The organism is Mesobacillus boroniphilus JCM 21738 (assembly GCF_000517385.1).
In the GTDB taxonomy this organism is placed as follows: Bacteria; Bacillota; Bacilli; order Bacillales; family Cytobacillaceae; genus Mesobacillus; species Mesobacillus boroniphilus.
In genome coordinates, this window is record NZ_BAUW01000001.1 from 76,944 (window position 1) to 97,447 (window position 20,504).

22 protein-coding genes and 3 pseudogenes are annotated in these 20,504 nt (G+C 42.5%); 23 read left to right on the forward strand and 2 right to left on the reverse strand.

Features of this window, described 5'->3' with window-relative positions; translation table 11 throughout:
• Position 1 precedes the first annotated feature (1 nt).
• The 5 genes from hbs (at position 2) to JCM21738_RS00465 (ending at position 3,234) form a co-directional block, all read left to right on the forward strand.
• Complete coding sequence (hbs, locus tag JCM21738_RS00445; protein ID WP_023627533.1) at positions 2-274, forward strand: non-specific DNA-binding protein Hbs; 273 nt, start codon at positions 2-4, stop codon at positions 272-274.
• Positions 275-465: 191 nt separating this feature from the next.
• Positions 466-1,032, forward strand: a complete 567-nt coding sequence (folE, locus tag JCM21738_RS00450) for a GTP cyclohydrolase I FolE (protein WP_023627534.1) — start codon at positions 466-468, stop codon at positions 1,030-1,032.
• A gap of 157 nt (positions 1,033-1,189) precedes the next feature.
• Positions 1,190-1,423 (forward strand): trp RNA-binding attenuation protein MtrB, encoded by a 234-nt coding sequence (gene mtrB / locus JCM21738_RS00455; protein WP_023627535.1) that lies wholly within the window; start codon positions 1,190-1,192, stop codon positions 1,421-1,423.
• Between the two features lie 268 nt (positions 1,424-1,691).
• Positions 1,692-2,528, forward strand: coding sequence for a heptaprenyl diphosphate synthase component 1 (locus JCM21738_RS00460; RefSeq protein ID WP_023627536.1), 837 nt, complete (start codon positions 1,692-1,694; stop codon positions 2,526-2,528).
• Positions 2,529-2,532: 4 nt separating this feature from the next.
• Positions 2,533-3,234, forward strand: a complete 702-nt coding sequence (locus JCM21738_RS00465) for a demethylmenaquinone methyltransferase (RefSeq protein WP_023627537.1) — start codon at positions 2,533-2,535, stop codon at positions 3,232-3,234.
• 132 nt (positions 3,235-3,366) lie between these two features.
• On the opposite strand, the gene JCM21738_RS24090 is transcribed toward JCM21738_RS00465, so the two are convergent.
• On the reverse strand, positions 3,367-3,537 hold the full coding sequence (locus JCM21738_RS24090; RefSeq protein WP_023627538.1) for a hypothetical protein: 171 nt from the start codon (positions 3,535-3,537) through the stop codon (positions 3,367-3,369).
• A 94-nt stretch (positions 3,538-3,631) separates the two neighbouring features.
• Here JCM21738_RS24090 and hepT point away from each other — a divergent pair, with 94 nt between their 5' ends.
• The 16 genes and pseudogenes from hepT (at position 3,632) to JCM21738_RS00545 (ending at position 18,602) form a co-directional block, all read left to right on the forward strand.
• Positions 3,632-4,594, forward strand: a complete 963-nt coding sequence (hepT, locus tag JCM21738_RS00470; protein WP_031308442.1) for a heptaprenyl diphosphate synthase component II — start codon at positions 3,632-3,634, stop codon at positions 4,592-4,594.
• A gap of 91 nt (positions 4,595-4,685) precedes the next feature.
• Positions 4,686-5,132: a nucleoside-diphosphate kinase gene (ndk, locus tag JCM21738_RS00475; RefSeq protein ID WP_023627540.1), complete on the forward strand. Its 447-nt coding sequence runs from the start codon at positions 4,686-4,688 to the stop codon at positions 5,130-5,132.
• Positions 5,133-5,346: 214 nt separating this feature from the next.
• Positions 5,347-6,120 carry a CheR family methyltransferase gene (locus JCM21738_RS00480; protein ID WP_023627541.1) on the forward strand — a complete coding sequence of 258 codons (774 nt, stop codon included), beginning with the start codon at positions 5,347-5,349 and terminating at the stop codon, positions 6,118-6,120.
• A 246-nt stretch (positions 6,121-6,366) separates the two neighbouring features.
• On the forward strand, positions 6,367-7,539 hold the full coding sequence (gene aroC / locus JCM21738_RS00485) for a chorismate synthase (RefSeq protein ID WP_023627542.1): 1,173 nt from the start codon (positions 6,367-6,369) through the stop codon (positions 7,537-7,539).
• A 2-nt stretch (positions 7,540-7,541) separates the two neighbouring features.
• The gene (aroB, locus tag JCM21738_RS00490; RefSeq protein WP_023627543.1) at positions 7,542-8,627 is read left to right on the forward strand and encodes a 3-dehydroquinate synthase; all 1,086 of its coding nucleotides are present in this window, start codon (positions 7,542-7,544) and stop codon (positions 8,625-8,627) included.
• Position 8,628: 1 nt separating this feature from the next.
• On the forward strand, positions 8,629-8,985 hold the full coding sequence (gene aroH / locus JCM21738_RS00495) for a chorismate mutase (protein WP_023627544.1): 357 nt from the start codon (positions 8,629-8,631) through the stop codon (positions 8,983-8,985).
• A gap of 104 nt (positions 8,986-9,089) precedes the next feature.
• Positions 9,090-10,192, forward strand: a pseudogene (gene hisC, locus JCM21738_RS00500) (histidinol-phosphate transaminase).
• Positions 10,193-10,206: 14 nt separating this feature from the next.
• Positions 10,207-11,312, forward strand: a pseudogene (locus JCM21738_RS00505) (prephenate dehydrogenase).
• 17 nt (positions 11,313-11,329) lie between these two features.
• Complete coding sequence (aroA, locus tag JCM21738_RS00510) at positions 11,330-12,622, forward strand: 3-phosphoshikimate 1-carboxyvinyltransferase (RefSeq protein WP_023627547.1); 1,293 nt, start codon at positions 11,330-11,332, stop codon at positions 12,620-12,622.
• A gap of 147 nt (positions 12,623-12,769) precedes the next feature.
• The gene (locus tag JCM21738_RS00515) at positions 12,770-13,501 is read left to right on the forward strand and encodes a hypothetical protein (RefSeq protein ID WP_052019524.1); all 732 of its coding nucleotides are present in this window, start codon (positions 12,770-12,772) and stop codon (positions 13,499-13,501) included.
• A 254-nt stretch (positions 13,502-13,755) separates the two neighbouring features.
• Positions 13,756-15,021 carry a tetratricopeptide repeat protein gene (locus JCM21738_RS00520; protein ID WP_023627549.1) on the forward strand — a complete coding sequence of 422 codons (1,266 nt, stop codon included), beginning with the start codon at positions 13,756-13,758 and terminating at the stop codon, positions 15,019-15,021.
• Between the two features lie 42 nt (positions 15,022-15,063).
• Positions 15,064-15,617, forward strand: a pseudogene (locus JCM21738_RS00525) (ReoY family proteolytic degradation factor).
• A 363-nt stretch (positions 15,618-15,980) separates the two neighbouring features.
• Positions 15,981-16,430 (forward strand): YpiF family protein, encoded by a 450-nt coding sequence (locus JCM21738_RS00530; RefSeq protein ID WP_023627551.1) that lies wholly within the window; start codon positions 15,981-15,983, stop codon positions 16,428-16,430.
• Positions 16,431-16,591: 161 nt separating this feature from the next.
• Positions 16,592-17,098: a QcrA and Rieske domain-containing protein gene (locus JCM21738_RS00535; RefSeq protein WP_023627552.1), complete on the forward strand. Its 507-nt coding sequence runs from the start codon at positions 16,592-16,594 to the stop codon at positions 17,096-17,098.
• A 3-nt stretch (positions 17,099-17,101) separates the two neighbouring features.
• Positions 17,102-17,776 (forward strand): menaquinol-cytochrome c reductase cytochrome b subunit, encoded by a 675-nt coding sequence (gene qcrB, locus JCM21738_RS00540; protein WP_023627553.1) that lies wholly within the window; start codon positions 17,102-17,104, stop codon positions 17,774-17,776.
• A 67-nt stretch (positions 17,777-17,843) separates the two neighbouring features.
• On the forward strand, positions 17,844-18,602 hold the full coding sequence (locus JCM21738_RS00545; RefSeq protein WP_023627554.1) for a menaquinol-cytochrome c reductase cytochrome b/c subunit: 759 nt from the start codon (positions 17,844-17,846) through the stop codon (positions 18,600-18,602).
• A gap of 82 nt (positions 18,603-18,684) precedes the next feature.
• On the opposite strand, the gene JCM21738_RS23705 is transcribed toward JCM21738_RS00545, so the two are convergent.
• Complete coding sequence (locus JCM21738_RS23705) at positions 18,685-18,903, reverse strand: hypothetical protein (RefSeq protein ID WP_148296033.1); 219 nt, start codon at positions 18,901-18,903, stop codon at positions 18,685-18,687.
• Between the two features lie 97 nt (positions 18,904-19,000).
• Between JCM21738_RS23705 and lhaT the strand changes: the two genes are divergently transcribed.
• A complete protein-coding gene (gene lhaT / locus JCM21738_RS00550) occupies positions 19,001-19,603 on the forward strand; it encodes a lipoprotein heptaprenylglyceryl N-acetyltransferase LhaT (protein ID WP_031308444.1) in 603 nt (200 codons plus the stop codon).
• Between the two features lie 69 nt (positions 19,604-19,672).
• Positions 19,673-20,470: a sporulation protein YpjB gene (gene ypjB / locus JCM21738_RS00555; protein ID WP_023627557.1), complete on the forward strand. Its 798-nt coding sequence runs from the start codon at positions 19,673-19,675 to the stop codon at positions 20,468-20,470.
• The last annotated feature ends 34 nt before the right edge of the window (positions 20,471-20,504 follow it).

Sequence of the window (20,504 nt, forward strand, 5' to 3'; positions counted from 1 at the left end):
CATGAACAAAACAGAACTTATCAATGCAGTTGCAGAAGCTAGTGAGCTTTCTAAGAAAGATGCAACCAAAGCAGTTGACGCTGTTTTTGATTCAATCTTAAATGCATTAAAAGATGGGGACAAAGTACAATTAATCGGTTTTGGTAACTTCGAAGTTCGTGAGCGCGCTGCCCGTAAAGGACGCAACCCACAAACTGGTGATGAAATCGAAATCTCTGCAAGCAAGGTGCCTGCTTTCAAACCTGGCAAAGCGCTTAAGGATGCAGTGAAATAATTACATACGACGCACTGAGCGTATGCTAAACCCTAAAGGCCGTGACCTGTTCGCGGCCTTTTTTCTATGTTATGGAATATTAAGTTTTGCCTGCTGAGAATTGGTTATGCTAAGATGAAAATATTATAATCAATTAGTTGCTTAACTATGCAAGATTATAATGAGTTTGTCGGATCATAGGAGGAACGCAGATGTCAAACGTCAATCGTGCCCAAATCGAAGAAGCGGTGCGTTTAATATTAGAGGCAGTCGGTGAAGACCTAAACAGGGAAGGTTTACTTGATACTCCCAAGCGGGTCGCGAAGATGTATGAGGAAGTTTTTTCGGGGTTGAATCAGGATCCTAAGGAATATTTTGACACCATTTTTGGTGAGGACCATGAGGAACTGGTCCTGGTTAAGGATATCCCTTTCTATTCAATGTGTGAGCATCACTTGGTTCCTTTCTTCGGCAAAGCACATGTCGCATACATTCCGCGTGGAGGCAAGGTTACAGGACTCAGCAAGCTTGCAAGAGCTGTGGAAGCAGTAGCGAAAAGACCTCAGTTACAGGAAAGGATCACTTCTACTATTGCGAATTCCATAATGGAAAAGCTAGATCCCCATGGTGTCATGGTAGTGGTAGAAGCGGAACATATGTGCATGACAATGAGAGGAGTCAAGAAACCTGGCTCAAAAACAGTTACATCTGCTGTAAGAGGAACTCTAGCAGAAGATGTATACGCAAGGGCTGAAATTCTCTCTTTGATTAAAGGCTAGAGATTCTTGCCAATAAAGTTTTTCGTAAGCAATACCCAAAAGTTGTCGAAGGCTGAAAGGAATTCTTTTAGCCTTTTGCTATATCTTAAAAAACATAACTGTGACTTAACGGATACGTCCCAGGCTCGACATATTCTTTCCTGTAAGGGGGATAATAATGGATAAGAAACAAGGTGTAAACACGGACTATGTAGTAATCAAAGCCATCGAGGACGGTGTAAACGTGATTGGTCTAACAAGAGGAACAGACACTCGATTCCACCATTCAGAGAAGCTTGATCAGGGAGAAGTGATGATTGCCCAGTTCACAGAACATACATCAGCCATTAAAATCAGGGGACATGCAAAAATTGTCACACCATTCGGTGAAATAGTGAGTGAGAAGAAGTAATTAAATCCAAAATCAACTATTTTGTTACAAAATCAAGCTCAATTCATCGCAAATAGTGTTTAATTTATAATATCCCGTTCATGTTTTCACTATTTGTGTTATAATTGTCACTGCCTTGGAATGTTCGGTACAACTGCAAACTAGTTATTTAGGCGCTTTTTTTATGTCTGTTTTGAAATAGACCAGCTCACCATATACGGCTGGCTTTCCTGATTAAAACAATGTTGTGCACGTCGCCGGCAATCCAATATAAATAAGGGGAACAAGGGTGATTTATTTGCTAGATTTACAAAACAAATTAGACGGCACCAGAGAGCTTCTTCTCGAAAAACTTTCACATCCTTATTTGCTGGAGTATGTAGAATCACCTTTTATAGATGATGATCGGCTCTTGTTGCTTACTTCCTTGCTGGAACAGCAGGAAGTAGATCAGGAAAGAGCAAAGAATTACACTGTGACCGCAATGCTCCTGCAAATTGCCCTTGATACCCATGAGCATGTCCGCAATTCACAAGCAGGTGAAGATGATGAAACCCATAAGCGCCGCCAGTTGACAGTTCTAGCTGGGATTTATTTCAGCGGACTATATTACAAGCTGTTGGCTGATATGGATGATATAGAAATGATCAAGCGATTGGCTTCAGGTGTAAAAGAAGTCAATGAGCATAAAATTTCGCTGTATCAAAAAGAAACTGAAGCGATCGATAAGTTAATGGAAAGTGTTAAATTAATTGAGTCGTCTCTTTTAGGCAAGGTCGCTGATCATTTTGATGCGGCTGAATGGTTTGAATTTGCTTCTAACTGGCTTTTTGTCAAGAGGATGCTATCTGAAGAAACGAAGTTCATTAAAAACGGCAGTTCGCTGGTTTTCAATGCGCTGAAAAAAATTGCTTTGCCAATAATGGACCAGAGTCCAACTGAAATTTCTTCTGAACAGCAAAAATACCTTTTAACAATTTGCACACGATATATTGAATTTTCAATGACGAAGATTAATGCAGCGTTAAAAAAGCTGCCAGGGATGAACAGCTTGCTGATAGAACGGTTAGACCTGATCTCCGGGCAGCACCAGACCATGTCTAAAAATTTCGCGGAAGAAGGGTAATGCAATGCAGCAATCGAAAGAACAACGTGTTCATGGAGTCTTTGAAAAAATCTATGAAAATTACGACCAGATGAATTCTGTCATCAGTTTTCAGCAGCATATTAAATGGCGTAATGACACAATGAAAAAGATGAATGTCCCAAAAGGAGCCAAAGCACTTGATGTGTGCTGTGGCACCGCTGATTGGACAATTGCGCTTGCAGAAGCAGCAGGCAAAGATGGCGAAGTGGTCGGACTTGATTTCAGCAAAAATATGCTTAAGATTGGCGAAGAGAAATTGCGGGCCCGCAATTTGGATCAGGCAACACTAATCCATGGGAACGCAATGGAGCTCCCTTTTGAGGATAATAGCTTTGACTATGTCACAATTGGTTTTGGTTTAAGGAATGTCCCTGATTACAATCAAGTGCTTCGTGAAATGTACAGAGTCCTTAAGCCGGGAGGAATGGCAGTATGCCTGGAAACTTCACAGCCAACAATGCCAGGATTTAAGCAGGCTTACAGATTGTACTTCAGGTTTATCATGCCGATGTTCGGCAAACTGTTCGCGAAGAGCTATGATGAGTATTCCTGGCTCCAGGAATCCGCAAAGGATTTCCCAGGCATGAAAGAACTGGCGAAAATGTTTTCTGAAGCAGGATTCGTGAACGTTGAATATAAACCATATAGCGGTGGAGTAGCAGCCGTGCATATCGGCCGCAAATAAGAAAAGCGCATGCGTACTGGTAAAAAACAACGCCTAGAGTGGCTTCTCTCGATAATCGAAGCCGTTTCTAAGCCGAAAGCTGGCAATGCGCTCGAGCTGGACCATTCTTTCAGGTGAATAGACAATCTGATACTATATACAATAGACAATGGCTGCCTTTTTCTTTTTCGCTCGGCAAGGAAGGTCAGCCTGTTTTAATTTAGTGTTGTCGCTTTTTTCCGGATTAACGGAGTGACCTGTATCGAGATTGGTTTCAAGAGAAAGTAAACTTTTTAGCTGGACTCGATGTAAAGCTCCAAGCATATAAGAAATCTCCTGATTGCATTGAGGCTGCGGAAAGGAAAATGTTGCAGTTACATCAATGGATATCGAGGATGTAAAAGCTGGGTGGATAAATATGAAGATGAAGCTATTATATACATATTTGAATTCTGATCTGACATTGATTGAAAGAGAGCTGGAAAAAGCAATCCAGGCGGATTCCCAGCTGCTCAGACAGGCAAGCCTCCATTTGCTTAAGGCTGGCGGGAAACGGATTAGGCCCGTTTTTGTTCTCCTTGGCGGGAAATTCGGTAATTATGATATTGAAATCATCAAGGACGTCGCAGTCTCCCTGGAGCTCATCCATATGGCCTCCCTTGTACACGATGACGTCATCGACGATGCTGAATTGCGTAGAGGACAGGCGACAATCAAAGCAAAATGGGATAACAGGATTGCGATGTATACTGGGGATTACATTTTTGCCAGGGCACTGGAGCTTATAACTGACATTGAAAATCCGAAAGCACACCAGATTCTCTCAGATACTATAGTCGAATTAAGTGTGGGGGAAATCGAACAAATAAAAGATAAATATAATTTTAATCAAAATCTGCGTAATTATTTGCTGCGGATCAAGCGGAAGACTGCTCTTCTTATTGCTGCGAGCTGCCAGCTTGGTGCAGTGGCGGCAGGAGTTCCCGAGAAGGATCATCGTAAATTATATAAGTTTGGCTACTATGTCGGCATGTCCTTCCAGATCACTGACGACGTGCTGGATTTCACGGGTACAGAAAAGGAACTAGGCAAGCCGGCTGGCGGAGATCTTCTCCAGGGGAATATTACTCTTCCTGTTCTGTATGCAATGCAGGATGAGTATATCAACAGCCGAATCAAGACTGTCCATGAAGGTGTGCCAAGAGAAGAACTGAATGAAATCCTGAAGCTTGTTCAGGGGTCAGGAGCGATTGAAAAATCACTGGCGATCAGTGACCGCTATCTGGATAAAGCTCTTGAAATCCTTGAAGAGCTCCCATCCAATAAGGCAAAGAAGACATTGCGTGATATTGCAAAATTCATTGGGAAACGCAGGTATTAGCAAGTTGCGGATTTTTCAAAAAAATGATACTATTTCTAAGGATTGCTTTTGTAAGCGGTTCACATACATATAAGAAATAGGAGTGGAACTCATGGAAAAGACTTATTTGATGGTCAAGCCTGACGGAGTACAACGCACCCTGATCGGTGAAGTTGTAGCTCGTTTCGAAAAGAAAGGCTTCCAGCTAGTTGGCGCAAAACTTATGAACATCCCAAGAGAACTTGCTGAAGAGCATTATGGCGAACATAAAGAGCGTCCATTCTTCGGCGAATTGGTAGACTTTATCACTTCAGGACCAGTATTCGCTATGGTATGGCAGGGAGAGAATGTAATTGCTACTGCACGCCAGATGATGGGTGCAACTAACCCTAAAGATGCAGCTCCTGGAACAATCCGCGGCGACTACGGCGTGACTGTAGGCAAGAACGTAATTCACGGATCTGACTCACCAGAAAGCGCTGAGCGTGAAATCGGACTATTCTTCAAACAAGAAGAACTAGCTGAATACAGCAAATCAATTAACGAGTGGGTTTACTAAGAAAAGCTTAAGCGGCTTGGTCAGCACTGACAAGCGCTGGAGCTGGACAATTCTATAAATAAACTCCGGACACTTGTGAAAAGCAAGTGTCCTTTTTCTTTTTCGGGACGTTTTATAGCACTCCGGATATATGAAAAAATATATCACCCAAAATCCTATTTTTCGATATAATGAAAATGTCCAACTTTTTCTAGTAAAAATAAGGAGCAAAATGATGACGCAAGACTATGAACACTTTATCTCGAGAATCTATCAGAAGACAGGTATAAACCTTGCTCTATACAAAGAAGCCCAGATGAAAAGAAGGTTGACTTCACTCTATCAAAAGAAAGGCTACTCATCTTTCAAGGAATTCTTTCAGGTACTTGATAAAGACCAGCAGCTCATGAACGAATTTCTGGATCGGATGACAATCAATGTATCCGAGTTTTATAGAAACGCAAAAAGATGGGAAGTCCTCGATAAATCGATAGTGCCTGAGTTGTTAAGCAGAAACCCGAACCCGAAAATCTGGAGTGCAGCTTGCTCCACTGGAGAAGAACCTTATACATTGGCGATGGTGCTGTCAAAACATATGCCATTATCGAGAATCCAGGTCCTGGCAACTGATATTGATGAAAACGTCATGGCAAAAGCGAGGCGCGGAGTTTATGCAGAAAGATCGCTGAATGAAGCCCCTAAGGATATGGTTAAAAAGTTTTTTCGGCAGGATGGTTCCTATTACACGGTGGAAGATGACATTAAGAAGACTGTTACGTTTAAAAAGCAAAATTTGCTTGCCGATCGTTTCGGGGGTCCTTTTGACTTGATTGTCTGCAGGAATGTCCTCATTTATTTTACCGAAGAGGCCAAGGAAAGCATTTACCAAAAATTCAGCGCAGCATTAAGGCCGGGGGGGATTCTGTTTGTTGGAAGCACTGAACAGATTTTCAATCCTATTACATATGATTTTGAAACCGCAGATACTTTCTTTTACAGGAAGAAATAAATGGAGGAGCCGGGATTCCCTGCTCCTTCTTGCTTTTTTCGCTGAAGTTATGTGATTCAATTTCTGCAGGTTAAGCGCCAAGACTGGATTAACGCAAGATTGTTTTTTGCGAGTCAACATGCTTCATGATAAAATGACTTCATTCTTGAAAAGGAATAATACATATTTCGAAATTTTTAATTTATTTCTGTTGAACTGTATGATATAGTAAAACAAATCCTTTAGCGAGTTGAAGGGAGAAAGTATATGAGATATTTAACAGCGGGAGAATCACATGGACCGCAGCTAACAACCATTATAGAGGGGATGCCAGCAGGCATGCCGCTAGTAGCAGAAGATATAAACAAAGAGCTTGCCCGCCGGCAGAAAGGCTATGGACGCGGAAGAAGGATGCAAATCGAAAAGGATCAGGTGCAGATTACCTCAGGAATTCGCCATGGACAGACATTAGGTTCCCCGATAGCGCTGGTTGTTGAAAATAATGATTGGAAGCATTGGACCGGGATTATGGGACAGGAACCGCTCGAAGGCCAATCCGCTGATGAAGTGAAAAGGATAATTTCCCGTCCTCGTCCTGGTCACGCAGACTTAAATGGCGCGATTAAATATGGACATCGGGATATGAGAAATGTTCTTGAACGTTCATCTGCCCGGGAAACTACCGTCAGAGTCGCAGCAGGTGCTGCTGCAAAGAAACTGTTGTCACTGCTGGGCATCGAGTTAGTTGCCCATGTTGTTGAAATCGGTGGTGTAAAAGCTGAAAAGCTAGACTTCACATCACTGGAACAGCTTAAAGAAATAACAGAAGCTTCTCCAGTCAGATGCTTCGATTCAGATGCAGGGACGAAAATGATGGCAGCAATTGATAATGCTAAGCAAAATGGAGACTCTATTGGCGGTGTTGTCGAGGTGATTGCAGAGGGTATGCCCGCTGGAGTGGGCAGCTATGTTCATTATGACCGCAAGCTTGATGGCAAGCTTGCTGCGGCCATTATGAGCATCAATGCTTTCAAAGGAGTTGAGATTGGGATCGGTTTCGAAGCTGCCAGCAGGCCTGGAAGCCAGGTACATGACGAGATAGCCTGGGAAGAGGGAAGCGGTTACTACCGGAAAACGAACAGGCTTGGAGGACTTGAAGGCGGGATGACAACGGGCATGCCAATTGTTGTCCGTGGTGTAATGAAACCAATCCCGACTCTTTACAAGCCATTGATGAGTGTCGATATCGAGTCAAAGGAACCTTTTGCCGCGAGCATTGAACGCTCTGATGCATGTGCCGTCCCGGCGGCGGCAGTGGTTGCGGAAAGCGTTGTTGCCTGGGAGCTTGCCTCTGCTATCGTAGAACAATTCTACGCCGATCGATTTGACACATTGAAGGCATCAATTGAAGAGCAAAGAAGGACTGCGAGGGATTTTTAAAGATGGAGAAAGTGAATATCCATACAAGCACAAAATCCTATCCGGTATACATCGGAAAAGGTGCTATTCAGCAATTACGCGATATTATTCTAGATGCTGAAGAAAGTTACACATCTATCATGGTCATTACTGATGAAACAGTGGCGAAGTATCATCTTGATTCATTCCATGAACATACTGCTCTGGAAGGAATTGTTGAAAAAATCGTCCCGTCAGGTGAACAAGCGAAAACTTTCGATGTATATAATGATTGCCTTTCTTCAGCACTTGAAAATAAACTTGACAGGAAATCACTGATTATCTCTTTTGGTGGAGGGGCAGTTGGAGATTTAGCAGGATTTGTCGCCGCTACTTATATGAGAGGCATTCGCTTCATACAAGTCCCGACCACTATTCTTGCACATGACAGTGCGGTGGGAGGGAAAGTAGCGGTCAACCATCCATTAGGCAAGAACATGATTGGAGCATTCCATCAGCCAGAGGCTGTCATTTATGATCTGGATTTTCTCCAGACACTTCCTGAACATGAAGTCCGATCGGGCTTTGCTGAAGTTATCAAGCACTCGTTGATAAGCGATGAAAACTTCTATTACTGGCTTAGGGAAGAAATTCAGTCTTTGGATAAAATGAATGACTCAAAGTTGCTTAAGTTTTTGACAAAAGGCATCCAAGTTAAAGGTTCTGTTATCGCAGAGGATGAAAAAGAAACTGGAATCCGTGCATTTTTAAATTTCGGGCACACACTGGGCCACGCAATTGAAGCTGAAGCAGGTTATGGAAAAGTAACTCACGGTGCGGCAGTAGCTATTGGTATGCTATTTGCCCTTAAGCTGAGCACACAATTGCTTGGCCTTGATTTTAATACAGAAGCATTCAAAATCTGGCTTAAGAATCTTGGGTATGAAACTTCAATCCCAGCCGGACTTTCTAATGTGCAGTTGATCGAAAGGATGAAACAAGATAAAAAAGCTGTAAACAATACAATTCGTTTCGTTTTATTAGAGAAGATTGGAGTTCCTGCACTCATTGAAATAGATGAAAAAGTATTGATGATGAACCTGAAGAAGTTTGTAGAAAAGGGGGAGTAAGATGATTAGGGGAGTAAGAGGCGCTATTACAGTAAACGACAATGATGAGCAAGAAATCATTTCTGCGACTGAAAGGCTTTTAAAAGAAGCTATCGCTTCCAATAATATTGCCCCGGAAGAAGTTGCTTCCATTTTCATTTCTGCTACTCATGATGTTGATGCAGCCTTTCCGGCAAGAGCTTTAAGAAATTTGGATGGCTGGACCTATGTTCCAGTCATGTGCATGCAAGAATTATCCGTCCCCGGCTCGCTACAGAAGTGCATCAGAGTCATGATCCATTTCAACACTGAAAAAACACAGGAAGAAATCAGGCATATTTATCTTGAGGGAGCTGCTGGACTTAGACCTGATTTATAACTTTATACTTTTTCTGCAGCACTAAACAGTGTATGATAAATACATCTTCTTTATCACTTTAATTAGATAGTGAATTAAAGAGTAAAATAGTCGAGGTGGATAAGATGAGATGGAAAGAGCAGCTTTTAAAACTAAAACCATACCAGCCTGGTAAATCGATTAGCGAAGTGAAAAGGCAGTATGGTCTATCAGAAATTGTGAAATTGGCATCTAATGAGAATCCATTTGGATCTTCAGAAAAAGTAAAAAACGAAATTGCAGGATATGCTGGTAAATTTTCAGTTTATCCCGATGCTATGCCACCGAACTTCGTACACATCTGGCAGACCATCTTGGTGTTAAAGAAGGTGAGGTCATTCTTGGCAACGGATCAGATGAAATTATCCAGATGATTGCCCGCGGCCTGCTCACACCTGAGACAAAAACTGTGATGGCTGCCCCGACATTTCCACAGTATAAACATAATGGAATTATCGAAGGTTGTGAAATAGCGGAGATCCCATTGGTGAATGGTGCACATGATTTAGATGGGATGGCTGCTGCTATTGATGATCGGACCACAGTTGTCTGGTTATGCTCTCCGAATAATCCAACGGGTGTTTATATAACTGAAGAAGAATTGACAGCTTTTATGGCACGTGTGCCAAGTCATGTGCTTGTTGTGCTGGATGAAGCCTATTTCGAATATGTGAATGCGGAAGATTATCATGATTCTTTGAGATTGCTTAAACAATACCAAAATTTAATTATCCTAAGAACTTTTTCAAAAATATACGGGCTTGCCAGCTTCAGGGTTGGTTATGGAATTGCCCATGAGGAAACAATTTCAGCACTTGAACCTGTCAGGGAGCCATTCAATGTAAACTCATTGGCTCAAGCTGCCGCCATGGCAGCACTTGATGACCAGAATTTTGTTGAAGAATGCAAAATAGAAAATCAAGCTGGTTTAGAGCAATTTTACCAATTTTGTGATAGTGCTGGATTGAGTTATTATCCGTCACAGGGAAATTTCATCCTGATTGACTTTAAAAGGGATGGTCAGGAGGTATTTCAATACCTGCTTGAAAGAGGATATATCATCCGTTCCGGAACAGCGCTTGGATTTCCTACTTGTGTCAGGATCACAATTGGCTCAAAGGAACAAAATCAAGGCATAATTGATGTTATTAAACAATTTCTAAGTGTTAATTCTGTAATAACTAATTAGGGGGTGTGGAACTTATGGAAGGCCGCGTATTGATCATTGGTCTTGGTTTGATTGGCGGCTCTCTGGCGATGTGTATTAAAGAGCAGCATCCGGGGGCAGAGCTCATCGGATTTGATGCGGACGGAGACCAAATGGACCTGGCCATGATGCTGGGTGTCATTGACCGGGCAGCTGGAAGTTTTGAAATCGAAGCTCCAAAGGCGGATTTAATCATTATAGCGACTCCAGTATTGACCACCGGAAGCATTATTGAATCTTTAGCTGAATTGCAACTGAAAAATAATGTCATTGTTACAGACACAGGCAGTACGAAGGGATTCATTTCAAAGAAGGCATCCCGTCTGAGAGAAAAAGGGATTGTATTCATTGGAGGCCATCCAATGGCTGGTTCTCATAAAAGTGGTGTTGCTGCAGCGAAGAAAATCCTGTTTGAAAATGCATTTATCTTCTTACTCCTGATCCATTGGTCAGAAGTGAGAGTGTAGATCGACTTAAAATATGGCTTTCTGGTACGAGGGCCAAGTTCCTCGATGTTACCCCCGAAGAGCATGATTATCTTACAGGGGTGGTCAGCCATTTTCCGCATATCATAGCTGCTTCCCTTGTCCACCAGGCGTCAAGGGCTGATGAAGGAAATCCTCTTGTCAACCGCCTGGCGGCTGGCGGTTTCAGGGATATCACCCGAATCGCATCAAGCAATCCGCGGATGTGGAGAGATATCCTTCTTCAGAATCGGGAAGTCCTAATTTCCCTGTTAACTGACTGGCAGGATGAAATGGGGCGGGTAAAAGAATTATTGGTTACTAAAGATAGAGATAGCATCTATGATTTCTTTGATTCGGCGAAAAAATACCGGGATAGCCTCCCTGTAAGCGACAAAGGAGCTATCCCTAGTTTCTATGACCTTTTCGTAGATGTTCCCGACTATCCAGGAGTGATCTCTGAAATCACGGGTTATCTGGCGGTTGAAAACATCAGTATAACGAATATAAGAATCATAGAAACTCGTGAAGATATTTATGGGGTCCTCGTGATCAGCTTCCAGACACCTGAAGACCGTGCCAGGGCAAAGGAATGCATCGGGAAAAATACAGACTATGATATGTCTCTTGCAAAGTAGACTGAAGGAGCAGAAATATGTCCGTAAAAACACTTATGACAAATAGAAACACTTTGGAAGGTCAGGTTAAAGTACCTGGCGATAAATCAATATCGCATAGAGCAGTCATGTTTGGCTCCATTGCCAATGGAATCACCCGTATCGAAAACTTCCTGCCGGGAGAAGACTGTTTAAGTACAATTTCCTGCTTCCGCAAGCTAGGCGTTAATATTGTCCGGAATGGGAGCGATGTAACAGTTATCGGAAAAGGTGTGGACGGGTTGAATCAGCCTGAGGATACACTGTATGTTGGGAATTCTGGGACAACCATCAGGCTGATGATGGGAATACTATCGGGATTGCCTTTTACATCAAACCTTGAAGGTGATGAATCGATTGCCAGAAGGCCGATGACTAGAGTGACTCTTCCTCTCGGCAAAATGGGTGCAAGTATTACGGGAAGGAATAATGGCGAATTCACTCCGCTGACGGTGAAAGGCCGAAAATTACATGGAATTACATATGAACTGCCAGTCGCAAGCGCGCAGGTGAAATCGGCAATCCTCCTTGCCGGATTGCAGGCTGAAGGTGAGACAAATGTTGTTGAGCCAGTGAAAACAAGGGATCATACTGAGCGCATGATCAAGCAGTTTGGCGGCGAAGTTGTACGTGAAGGGCATTCCGTAAAGGTAACTGGCGGACAAATACTAAAGGGTACACATATAAATGTTCCTGGTGACATTTCATCTGCCGCATTTTTTCTGGCGGCAGCGGCAATCGTTCCTGGGAGTGACGTCATACTCCGGAATGTTGGTTTAAACCCGACAAGAACTGGAATAATTGATGTGCTTAGAGCAATGGGAGCAGATTTCACTATCGAACCATACGAAGGTGAATCAGCTGAACCTGCTGGGGATATCAGAATTAAGCATTCTAAGCTGAAGAGCACAATAGTCGAAGGCGATCTGATTCCTCGATTAATCGATGAAATTCCGGTCATTGCTTTGCTGGCAACTCAGGCAGAGGGAACTACGGTCATTAAGGATGCAGTGGAATTAAAGGTTAAGGAAACAAATCGAATTGATACTGTTGTGAATGAACTCAAGAAACTTGGAGCAAACATTGAGGCTTCAGATGATGGCATGATTATACAGGGAAAACAAAGCCTTGATGGGGGGACTGTATCAGCACATGGCGACCACCGGATCGGGATGATGCTGGCCATCGCTGCCCTGCTCTGTAAACAGGATGTCATCCTTGAACAGAGCGAAGCGGTCGCTGTTTCATATCCTGGTTTTTTTGATGACCTGTATTTGCTGGTGAGAAAATGAATAAAATATTGTCTTGAAGGCCAATCATGATAAATGGATGGCCTTCTGTCTTTGAATAAGGTTGCCTTCACTATAAAAAGCACTGCCGTCGTTATATTCTCGGAATTTCTGCATAGTTTGTCATAAGACCGATAAAGGAGTGGTTTTATGGCATACATTATAGATAATGTCCATCTCTTGAAGGGACAAGCTTTCACAGAAACAAGTATACTGGTGGAGGACCAGCGAATCATATCGACAACATCCAAATTTGAACGTTATAACTACATGAGGATGGATGCTGACAACTATATTATGACCCCAACCCATGTCCTCTTTGATACGAACATCCCTATAAAAGAATCTTTTAAAGAGAGAAAAGAATATTACCTGAGAAATTTTATTCTAAAGGGGTGCACAGTTGTATTCACAACAGTAAAGATCCAATTTGAACGGCAGCTTGAAGAAGAGCTTAAGCAGGCGAAAAGTAATTTGTTAGACAGCCCAATCGATTTTGTTCTGGGGGTCAGCATTCCGCCGCGATTATTGAATCCAGGATTTATCCGGAAGTGTAAGAAAATGAAAGTCCCAGCGATTTTTCTGGAGATCGACGAAATGAACTCTTTGAAGACGATGCCGTGGGGATGGATCAAGGAAGCGCTGTTTCCATATAACTGTCCAGTCATTCCAATCCTTCCTGAAAGTAAGCATAATAAAGGGAGGCAGCTGCAGCTCAATGTCTGGAGCGATTTGATGAAAAAAGAGAAGGTTCCCGCAGTATATGAAGACTTAGCGAATCCAGGCCCTGTGTCAAGGTCTATTTTAAAGAAGACGGAATCTTCCCTGAAAAGTCAAATCTGCATAGTGGTGGAGAACTTAGCTATAATTTATACAATATAAGTCCGGAAACAAAATACCGTGATGAGCACGGGCTTTTTTTCAATCGAATCATCTTGAAGTGACTGTGGATAAGGGGAAAGTCATTCGCGCGGGTGCCGAGGTTTATTATCGGCCTGGAAAGGGAGAGAATGTTATAATTAAGACACCAGGATTTTTTACAGACAATTACTAAAACCTTCAGGCATTGCTGGTTAATCAGCTCTATGCAAACTGGCAAATATAGATTAGCCTAAAGTAAGGATAGGATGATAGAAATGGTCGGAGTAGAAGAAATAACAAATTATATTGAAAATGGACAGCTTGAAAAAGCTATGGCTGCTTATCAAAGAATTCTCGAAAACGGCAGCGACGAAGAAAAATTCCTGCTTTCCGAGGAATTATTCCGCTTCGGTTTCATGGAAGAAACGGAGGCATTGATCGAGAGTTTGTTGAAGAAATATCCAGATGAGGGCGAACTGCATGTTTTGCTCGCTGAAACCCGAATCGAAATGGGCAAAGAGGAAGAGGCAATGCTTTCGCTTGAAAAAGTAGACGAAAAGGATCCTTCTTTTCCTCAAGCGCTGCTTCTATTGGCTGACCTGTATCAGATGGAAGGTCTGTTTGAAGTGAGTGAAAAGAAGCTGCTTGAAGCCAAAAGGCTTTTACCGGATGAGCCAGTCATCGATTTTGCTATTGGTGAGCTGTACGCTTCCCAGGGAAAACTTGTTGAAGCCATCCAGTATTACGAAACAGTTCTTAAGTCACATGAAGAGATAGGCGGAGTGAACATTAACCAGCGAATGGCAGAGGCGTTAAGTGCTTGCGGATCGTTTGAGGAAGCACTCCATTTTTATGAAAAAGCGCTTGAGCAAAAACTGGAAATTAATACATTGTTTGGCTTTGCTTTTACAGCCCTGCAGGCAGGCTATAATAAAACAGCGATTGAAAAGTTTGAGGAATTAAAAGCCCTTGATCCTGAATACCATTCCCTTTATCTTTACCTTGCCAAAGCTTATGAGCGCGAAGAAATGGTCGAAGAGGCCTTCGATGCAGTGAAGCAGGGAATCGAGCAGGATGAGTTCAATAAGGATTTGTACTTTTATGGCGGCAAATTAGCTTTGAAAATTCCCGACGAGGAAGCTGCCGAAAAATTGCTTCGTGAAGCAATCGCTCTTGATCCAGGATTCATGGAAGGAGTCCTTGTCCTGAACAAACTGCTGCTTAAGCAGGAGCGCTATGAAGATGTACTTGAGCTTGTGCGGGCGGCTGACATCCACGAAGAAGAAGAGGAACCACAAATTCTTTGGGATGAGGCAGTGGCTTACCAGCAAATTGAAGATTTTTCACTGTCATTAAACAAATACCAACTCGCATATACTTTCTTTAAAGACAACAAGGAATTTTTGACAGACTACGGATATTTTTTAATTGAAGAAGGAAAAATGGCCGACGCCGCCGAAATTTTTAGTAAGTTAGTTGAAAAAGAACCTGGCAATGAAGAATTCCGTGAATTGTTGGAACGCATGACGGAGAATCTGTAGCCTTAACAAAAAAAATGAGTTATGCAGAGGAGGGATTCAAAAATGACAACCCCTGTATCTGTCAACGAGAAAAAGGATTTTATCCGCTGGTTCTTAAACCATTACCAGCTTAAAAGGCGGGAATGCGTTTGGATCCTTAACTACTTGATGAGCCATGACCAGCTGATGGAAAAGGTGCACTTTGTGAAAGTGCACAATATTGTCCAAGGGGATTAGTGATGTCGACCCATTGCGTGGATGCAATACCATTCCGCTTCTTTAAAGAAAACGTGATGACGACAGATGCTGAAAAGTCTTTCCACGACATTCGTTTGAACAGGGAAGAAGAAATCTACATCCAACTGAATTTCCACGCTTCAAACAAAGCCCACCAGTTTGCGGCCGTGCTGGAAGAAAACCCTTATGTTCCAGGCCAGCTCCAAATCAGTGAAAGTGACAAGATGGTAGCAGAGAGATTTCTTGAGGAGAGTATTCAAAAATTCCAAAAAGACAAACTGCTCACCATGATCGACGAGGCACTGGACAGCCAGGACCAGGAAGCCTTCGAACATCTTACAGAACAATTAAAAAGATTGGGCGCAGTTAATTCGTTATAGCTTGCTATTGATAGCAGGCTTTTTATTTTGCCTGTTATTGTGGCTTGAGTCGCTGGTTTGTGCCAAAACCATTTTCTTATGGACAAGAACTTAACGGTGTGGCAAGAAAATATTCGAACATGGACCTTCTTCCGACAAAATCCCAAGGTAGAGTCGCTGAAATGTCCGAACCGAACCTCACTTCGGGCAAAACTCTAAGGAGGAGTAGCAGAAATGCCTGAACCTAACAAACCATTCGAAAACGAGTTTTAATCGTGATATTATAGGGATGGATTGAATGGCGGGGCTTTAAGTCGTAGAGTACTTATGTTAATTACTTAGGTAGAAACGACAGGAGCCTAATAGAATGATGGAGTTGGTTTTATGAGATGGGTGGCAGCAGATGTAGATATGTACCAGAAAGCTGCGGAATATGTAGACACGGCAATCGTGCCATTATTGCCAGTTTCTTTTGGTGATGACATGAAACAAAATGCTTCGATGGCAGAATTCATAGGAATCCTTACTGCACAGCTGGAAAAGCAGTTTAAGGGACGTATCTTCTTATTTCCCGATTTTGCGTACATAAAAGGACATGAAGCTAATGTGAAAACCCTGAAAGAATGGGAAAACACTTTATTGGACAAGCAATTCAAGCATGTGTTTTATGTTACATCTGACAGCAGCTGGAGGCAGCAAGAGAAGGAGTTAACTGGTAACCTGTTGTGGCTGCCGTCATTGTCCTTTGAGCATATGCAGGAGCAGCAGAAAATGGCCATCGTGGAGGATCAGGTAAATCAGCTATTATCTTTGTTCACTGAGAAATGGCAATAGTATTAATCCGATGTTATTTTTATCACTGCGAAAAATGTTTTCAACATAGTATTATATTGATTTTGTAATGAGATTGATATATCATGGTTATGTCCTAGTTTTGAAATGTGTTTAAATTATGTCCGTTGGGGACTTAACTTGGGAATAGAGGGGGGAATAGCGTGAGTAAGCATCGTGTTTCAAGACGTCAATTCTTAAACTATACTCTAACAGGTGTAGGCGGTTTCATGGCTGCAGGGATGCTGATGCCAATGGTTCGATTTGCCGTGGATCCTGTACTTAAGGGTGAAGATGCGGGAGATTTTATCGCGACTCCATTGAAGATCGCAGATATTGCAAATGAACCGCAAAAAGTAAACTTTAGCTTTACACAAAAAGATGCATGGTATGAATCTGAAGAAACTGGAACTGCTTGGGTATTCAAGAACGAAGGCGGGGAGATTGTTGCCCTGTCACCAGTATGTAAACACCTTGGATGTGTTGTAGACTGGAATACGGATAAGAAAAATCCAAACATGTTCTTCTGCCCTTGCCACTACGGCCTTTATGAAAAGGACGGAATGAACGTCAAAGGCACACCGCCGTTGGCACCATTGGATGTATATCCAACCAAAGAAAAAGACGGGTTCCTTTATGTAGGAAAAGCCGAACCACGAAAGGGGGCGTAATCTTTGTTAAACAAAATTTACGATTGGGTAGATGAGCGTTTGGATATTACGCCTTTGTGGCGCGATATCGCAGACCATGAGGTTCCTGAGCACGTTAACCCGGCGCACCACTTTTCTGCGTTCGTGTATTGCTTTGGCGGTCTGACGTTTTTCATCACTGTCATTCAGATTCTTTCCGGAATGTTCCTGACAATGTATTATGTGCCGGACATCAAGAATGCATGGGAATCTGTTTATTATCTTCAAAACCAGGTAGCGTTTGGACAAATTGTCCGCGGAATGCATCACTGGGGTGCGAGCCTTGTCATCGTTATGATGTTCTTACATACGCTTCGCGTGTTCTTCCAGGGCGCTTATAAGAAACCTCGTGAATTGAACTGGGTTGTCGGAGTTTTAATTTTCTTCGTAATGTTAGCTCTTGGCTTGACAGGATACTTGCTTCCATGGGATATGAAAGCATTATTCGCAACAAAGGTTACATTGCAGATTGCCGAAGCTGTCCCATTGATTGGGCCATACATTAAAACATTGCTTTCCGGACATTCAACGATCGTTGGTGCACAAACCTTGACTCGTTTCTTCGCGATCCACGTATTCTTCTTGCCTGCTGCATTATTAGGCTTAATGGGAGCGCACTTCCTGATGATTCGTAAGCAAGGTATTTCTGGTCCATTGTAAAATATGAATGAAATAGTTGTGCGAATAGAGATTCGCCAATGATACGAAAAAAGGAGGGGATTGCTCGATGCATCGTGGTAAAGGTATGAAGTTCGTAGGAGACTCACGTGTCCCTGCAGAACGTAAGCCTAATATTCCGAAAGATTACTCGGAATACCCTGGCAAAACGGAAGCGTTTTGGCCAAACTTCCTGTTGAAGGAATGGATGGTTGGTGCTGTTTTCCTAATCGGATTCTTGAGCCTGACAATTGCTCATCAGCCTCCGCTTGAGAGGATTGCCGATCCTACGGATACAGCATATATCCCGCTGCCAGACTGGTATTTCTTATTCTTATATCAATTGCTTAAATATTCATATGCTTCGGGTCCATATACTGTAATCGGAGCATTGGTTATCCCGGGTCTTGCTTTTGGAGCGCTTTTGCTTGCTCCATTTATTGACCGCGGTCCGGAACGCCGTCCATCAAAGCGACCGCTCGCAACTGGCTTTATGCTGTTGTCAATCGCTGCTGTTTTCTATCTCACTTGGGAATCTGTTGACCACCATGACTGGGAAGCAGCCAAGAAACAAGGCCAGATTGTGGATGTCGAAATCGACAAGAACTCTGATGGTTACAAAATTGCACAAGCTCAAACCTGTACTTCCTGCCATGGCGGAGAACTCGCCGGCGGTGCTGCAGCGCCAAGTTTGTTAGATTCAAAAATGAGCGCCGAAGAAATTGCTGATGTTGCTAAGAATGGTAAAGGAAGCATGCCTGCGGTCTTCAAAGGAACGGACGAGGAACTTCAGACTCTTGCTGAATTCATCGACGGTCTTAGCGAGTAATATGTCAAAGAACCTGTAAGGAAACTTGCAGGTTCTTTTTTATAGTTAAGGAAACTATAAAATTTTTGAGTTCTGGATAACTTCATGAAGTTTTCTTAATCCAGCTCCAGCGCCTGGCCCCTCGAGACGCTTCGGTCCGCCCAATGAAGTCAAAGAACGACTTCACTGGTCGGCCCTCCAGCGCTTGTCGGGGCTGATCGAGGCGCTTGCGCTTTTTGTTCTGCAAATTGTATTTACTTTGACTTGGGTTCTCTTCATACATAAGAAAATTGAAGATTGAACAGGTAATGCTTAGAAACATATAGCACATCATGAAAACCTATAAGGAAAACTTGGTTTATTTTCTATAAACTGTAATAATAGTGATAGAAAACTTGGAAATGGAGATCGTCAAAATGATTAAAAGAATATACCCTTTACTAGGGGATAGATCTGTATTATGGCTTTTATTTTGGGTAAATGTGTTCGGGACTGCATACGGGTATTATTGGTACAAGTGGCAGCTTGTCGATACGCCGCTGCACTTTCTTTTTTTCGTACCCGATAGCCCGACTGCAAGCTTGTTCTTTGTCTTCGTTTTAGGGGCATTCCTGATGGGGAAAAACTGCCCGCTTATGGAAGCATTGGCTATTGTAAGCTTGGTCAAGTATGGCCTTTGGGCGGTGGTCATGAATTTAATGGTATTCTTCGTTTCTGGTCAGCTTGATTGGATTGGGCTTATGCTGATGGCATCCCATTTTGCGATGGCAGTGGAAGGTGTATTATATGCTCCTTTTTATCGAATAAAACCTTGGCATTTGATTGTAGCTGCAGTTGTACTTCTTCATAATGAAATCATTGATTATGTTTTTAAAATGATGCCAAGATACCATACGCTAGATTTGTACATGGACCAGATCGGTTACTTTACGTTTTGGTTAAGTATTTTCTCGATCGCTGTCGGGTATTACTTCGCGCTGCGCCCAGATCGGTTCTTACTTTCATTAAAAAACTCAAGATAACACTTGAATTATGGTCTAACCTTGTCCACCCACTCATACATTTTAATAGTATTTAGAGGGGGGACAGGAATGAGAGCAAAATATTTTATATTCATTTCGGTGCTTTTGCTATTGATTGCACCGTTTGCAGCATACGCAGAACCACAGTCGCCTGTTGAAGAACTGAATAATATATCAGACCAAGCACTGCAAATGGTGAAACTGCACCGTTATGATGATGCAAACAGATTGTTGAATCATTTTTCAGAAGAATTCTTACTAGTTACAGGGGATGGACGGCCATTCACTATGGATGAACTGCGAATTATTACTGTGGCACATGATGAAGCAGTTGAGGCGGTAGCAAACGCTGATCTGGGACATGCTGAAAGGATGAACAGAGTTACAAAATTCAGGCTTGTAATTGACGCAATTGCATCCACCCACCAGCCGTTATGGACAGAGATGGAAGGGCCCATCATGACTGTTTTCAATGATATGAAGACTGCTGCATATGAGGGTGACAATGACCAGTTTCATTCGAACCTTAATTCATTCCTGTCATTATACAATGTGATTTATCCAAGCATGAAGATTGACATCAATCCGGAGAGAATCCAAAAAGTTGATGCTAAAGTCAGCTTTATCGATCAGTACCGCCCAAAGGTATTGCAAGAAGCTTCAAGCCAGGAAGAACTTGAAGGGTTAGAATCAGATTTACAGAATATCTTTGATGATATGACGGAGGATGAAGCAGATCCTTCATTGTGGTGGGTAATGATTTCTACAGGAAGCATCATAATCCTTACACTGTCCTATGTGGGCTGGAAAAAATATCGAGGCGACCATGATAAAAAGAAAGACGTCCAAAAAGAACATAGGAATTGACAAAGTATTCTACTATTTATAAAATAGTGTTAAC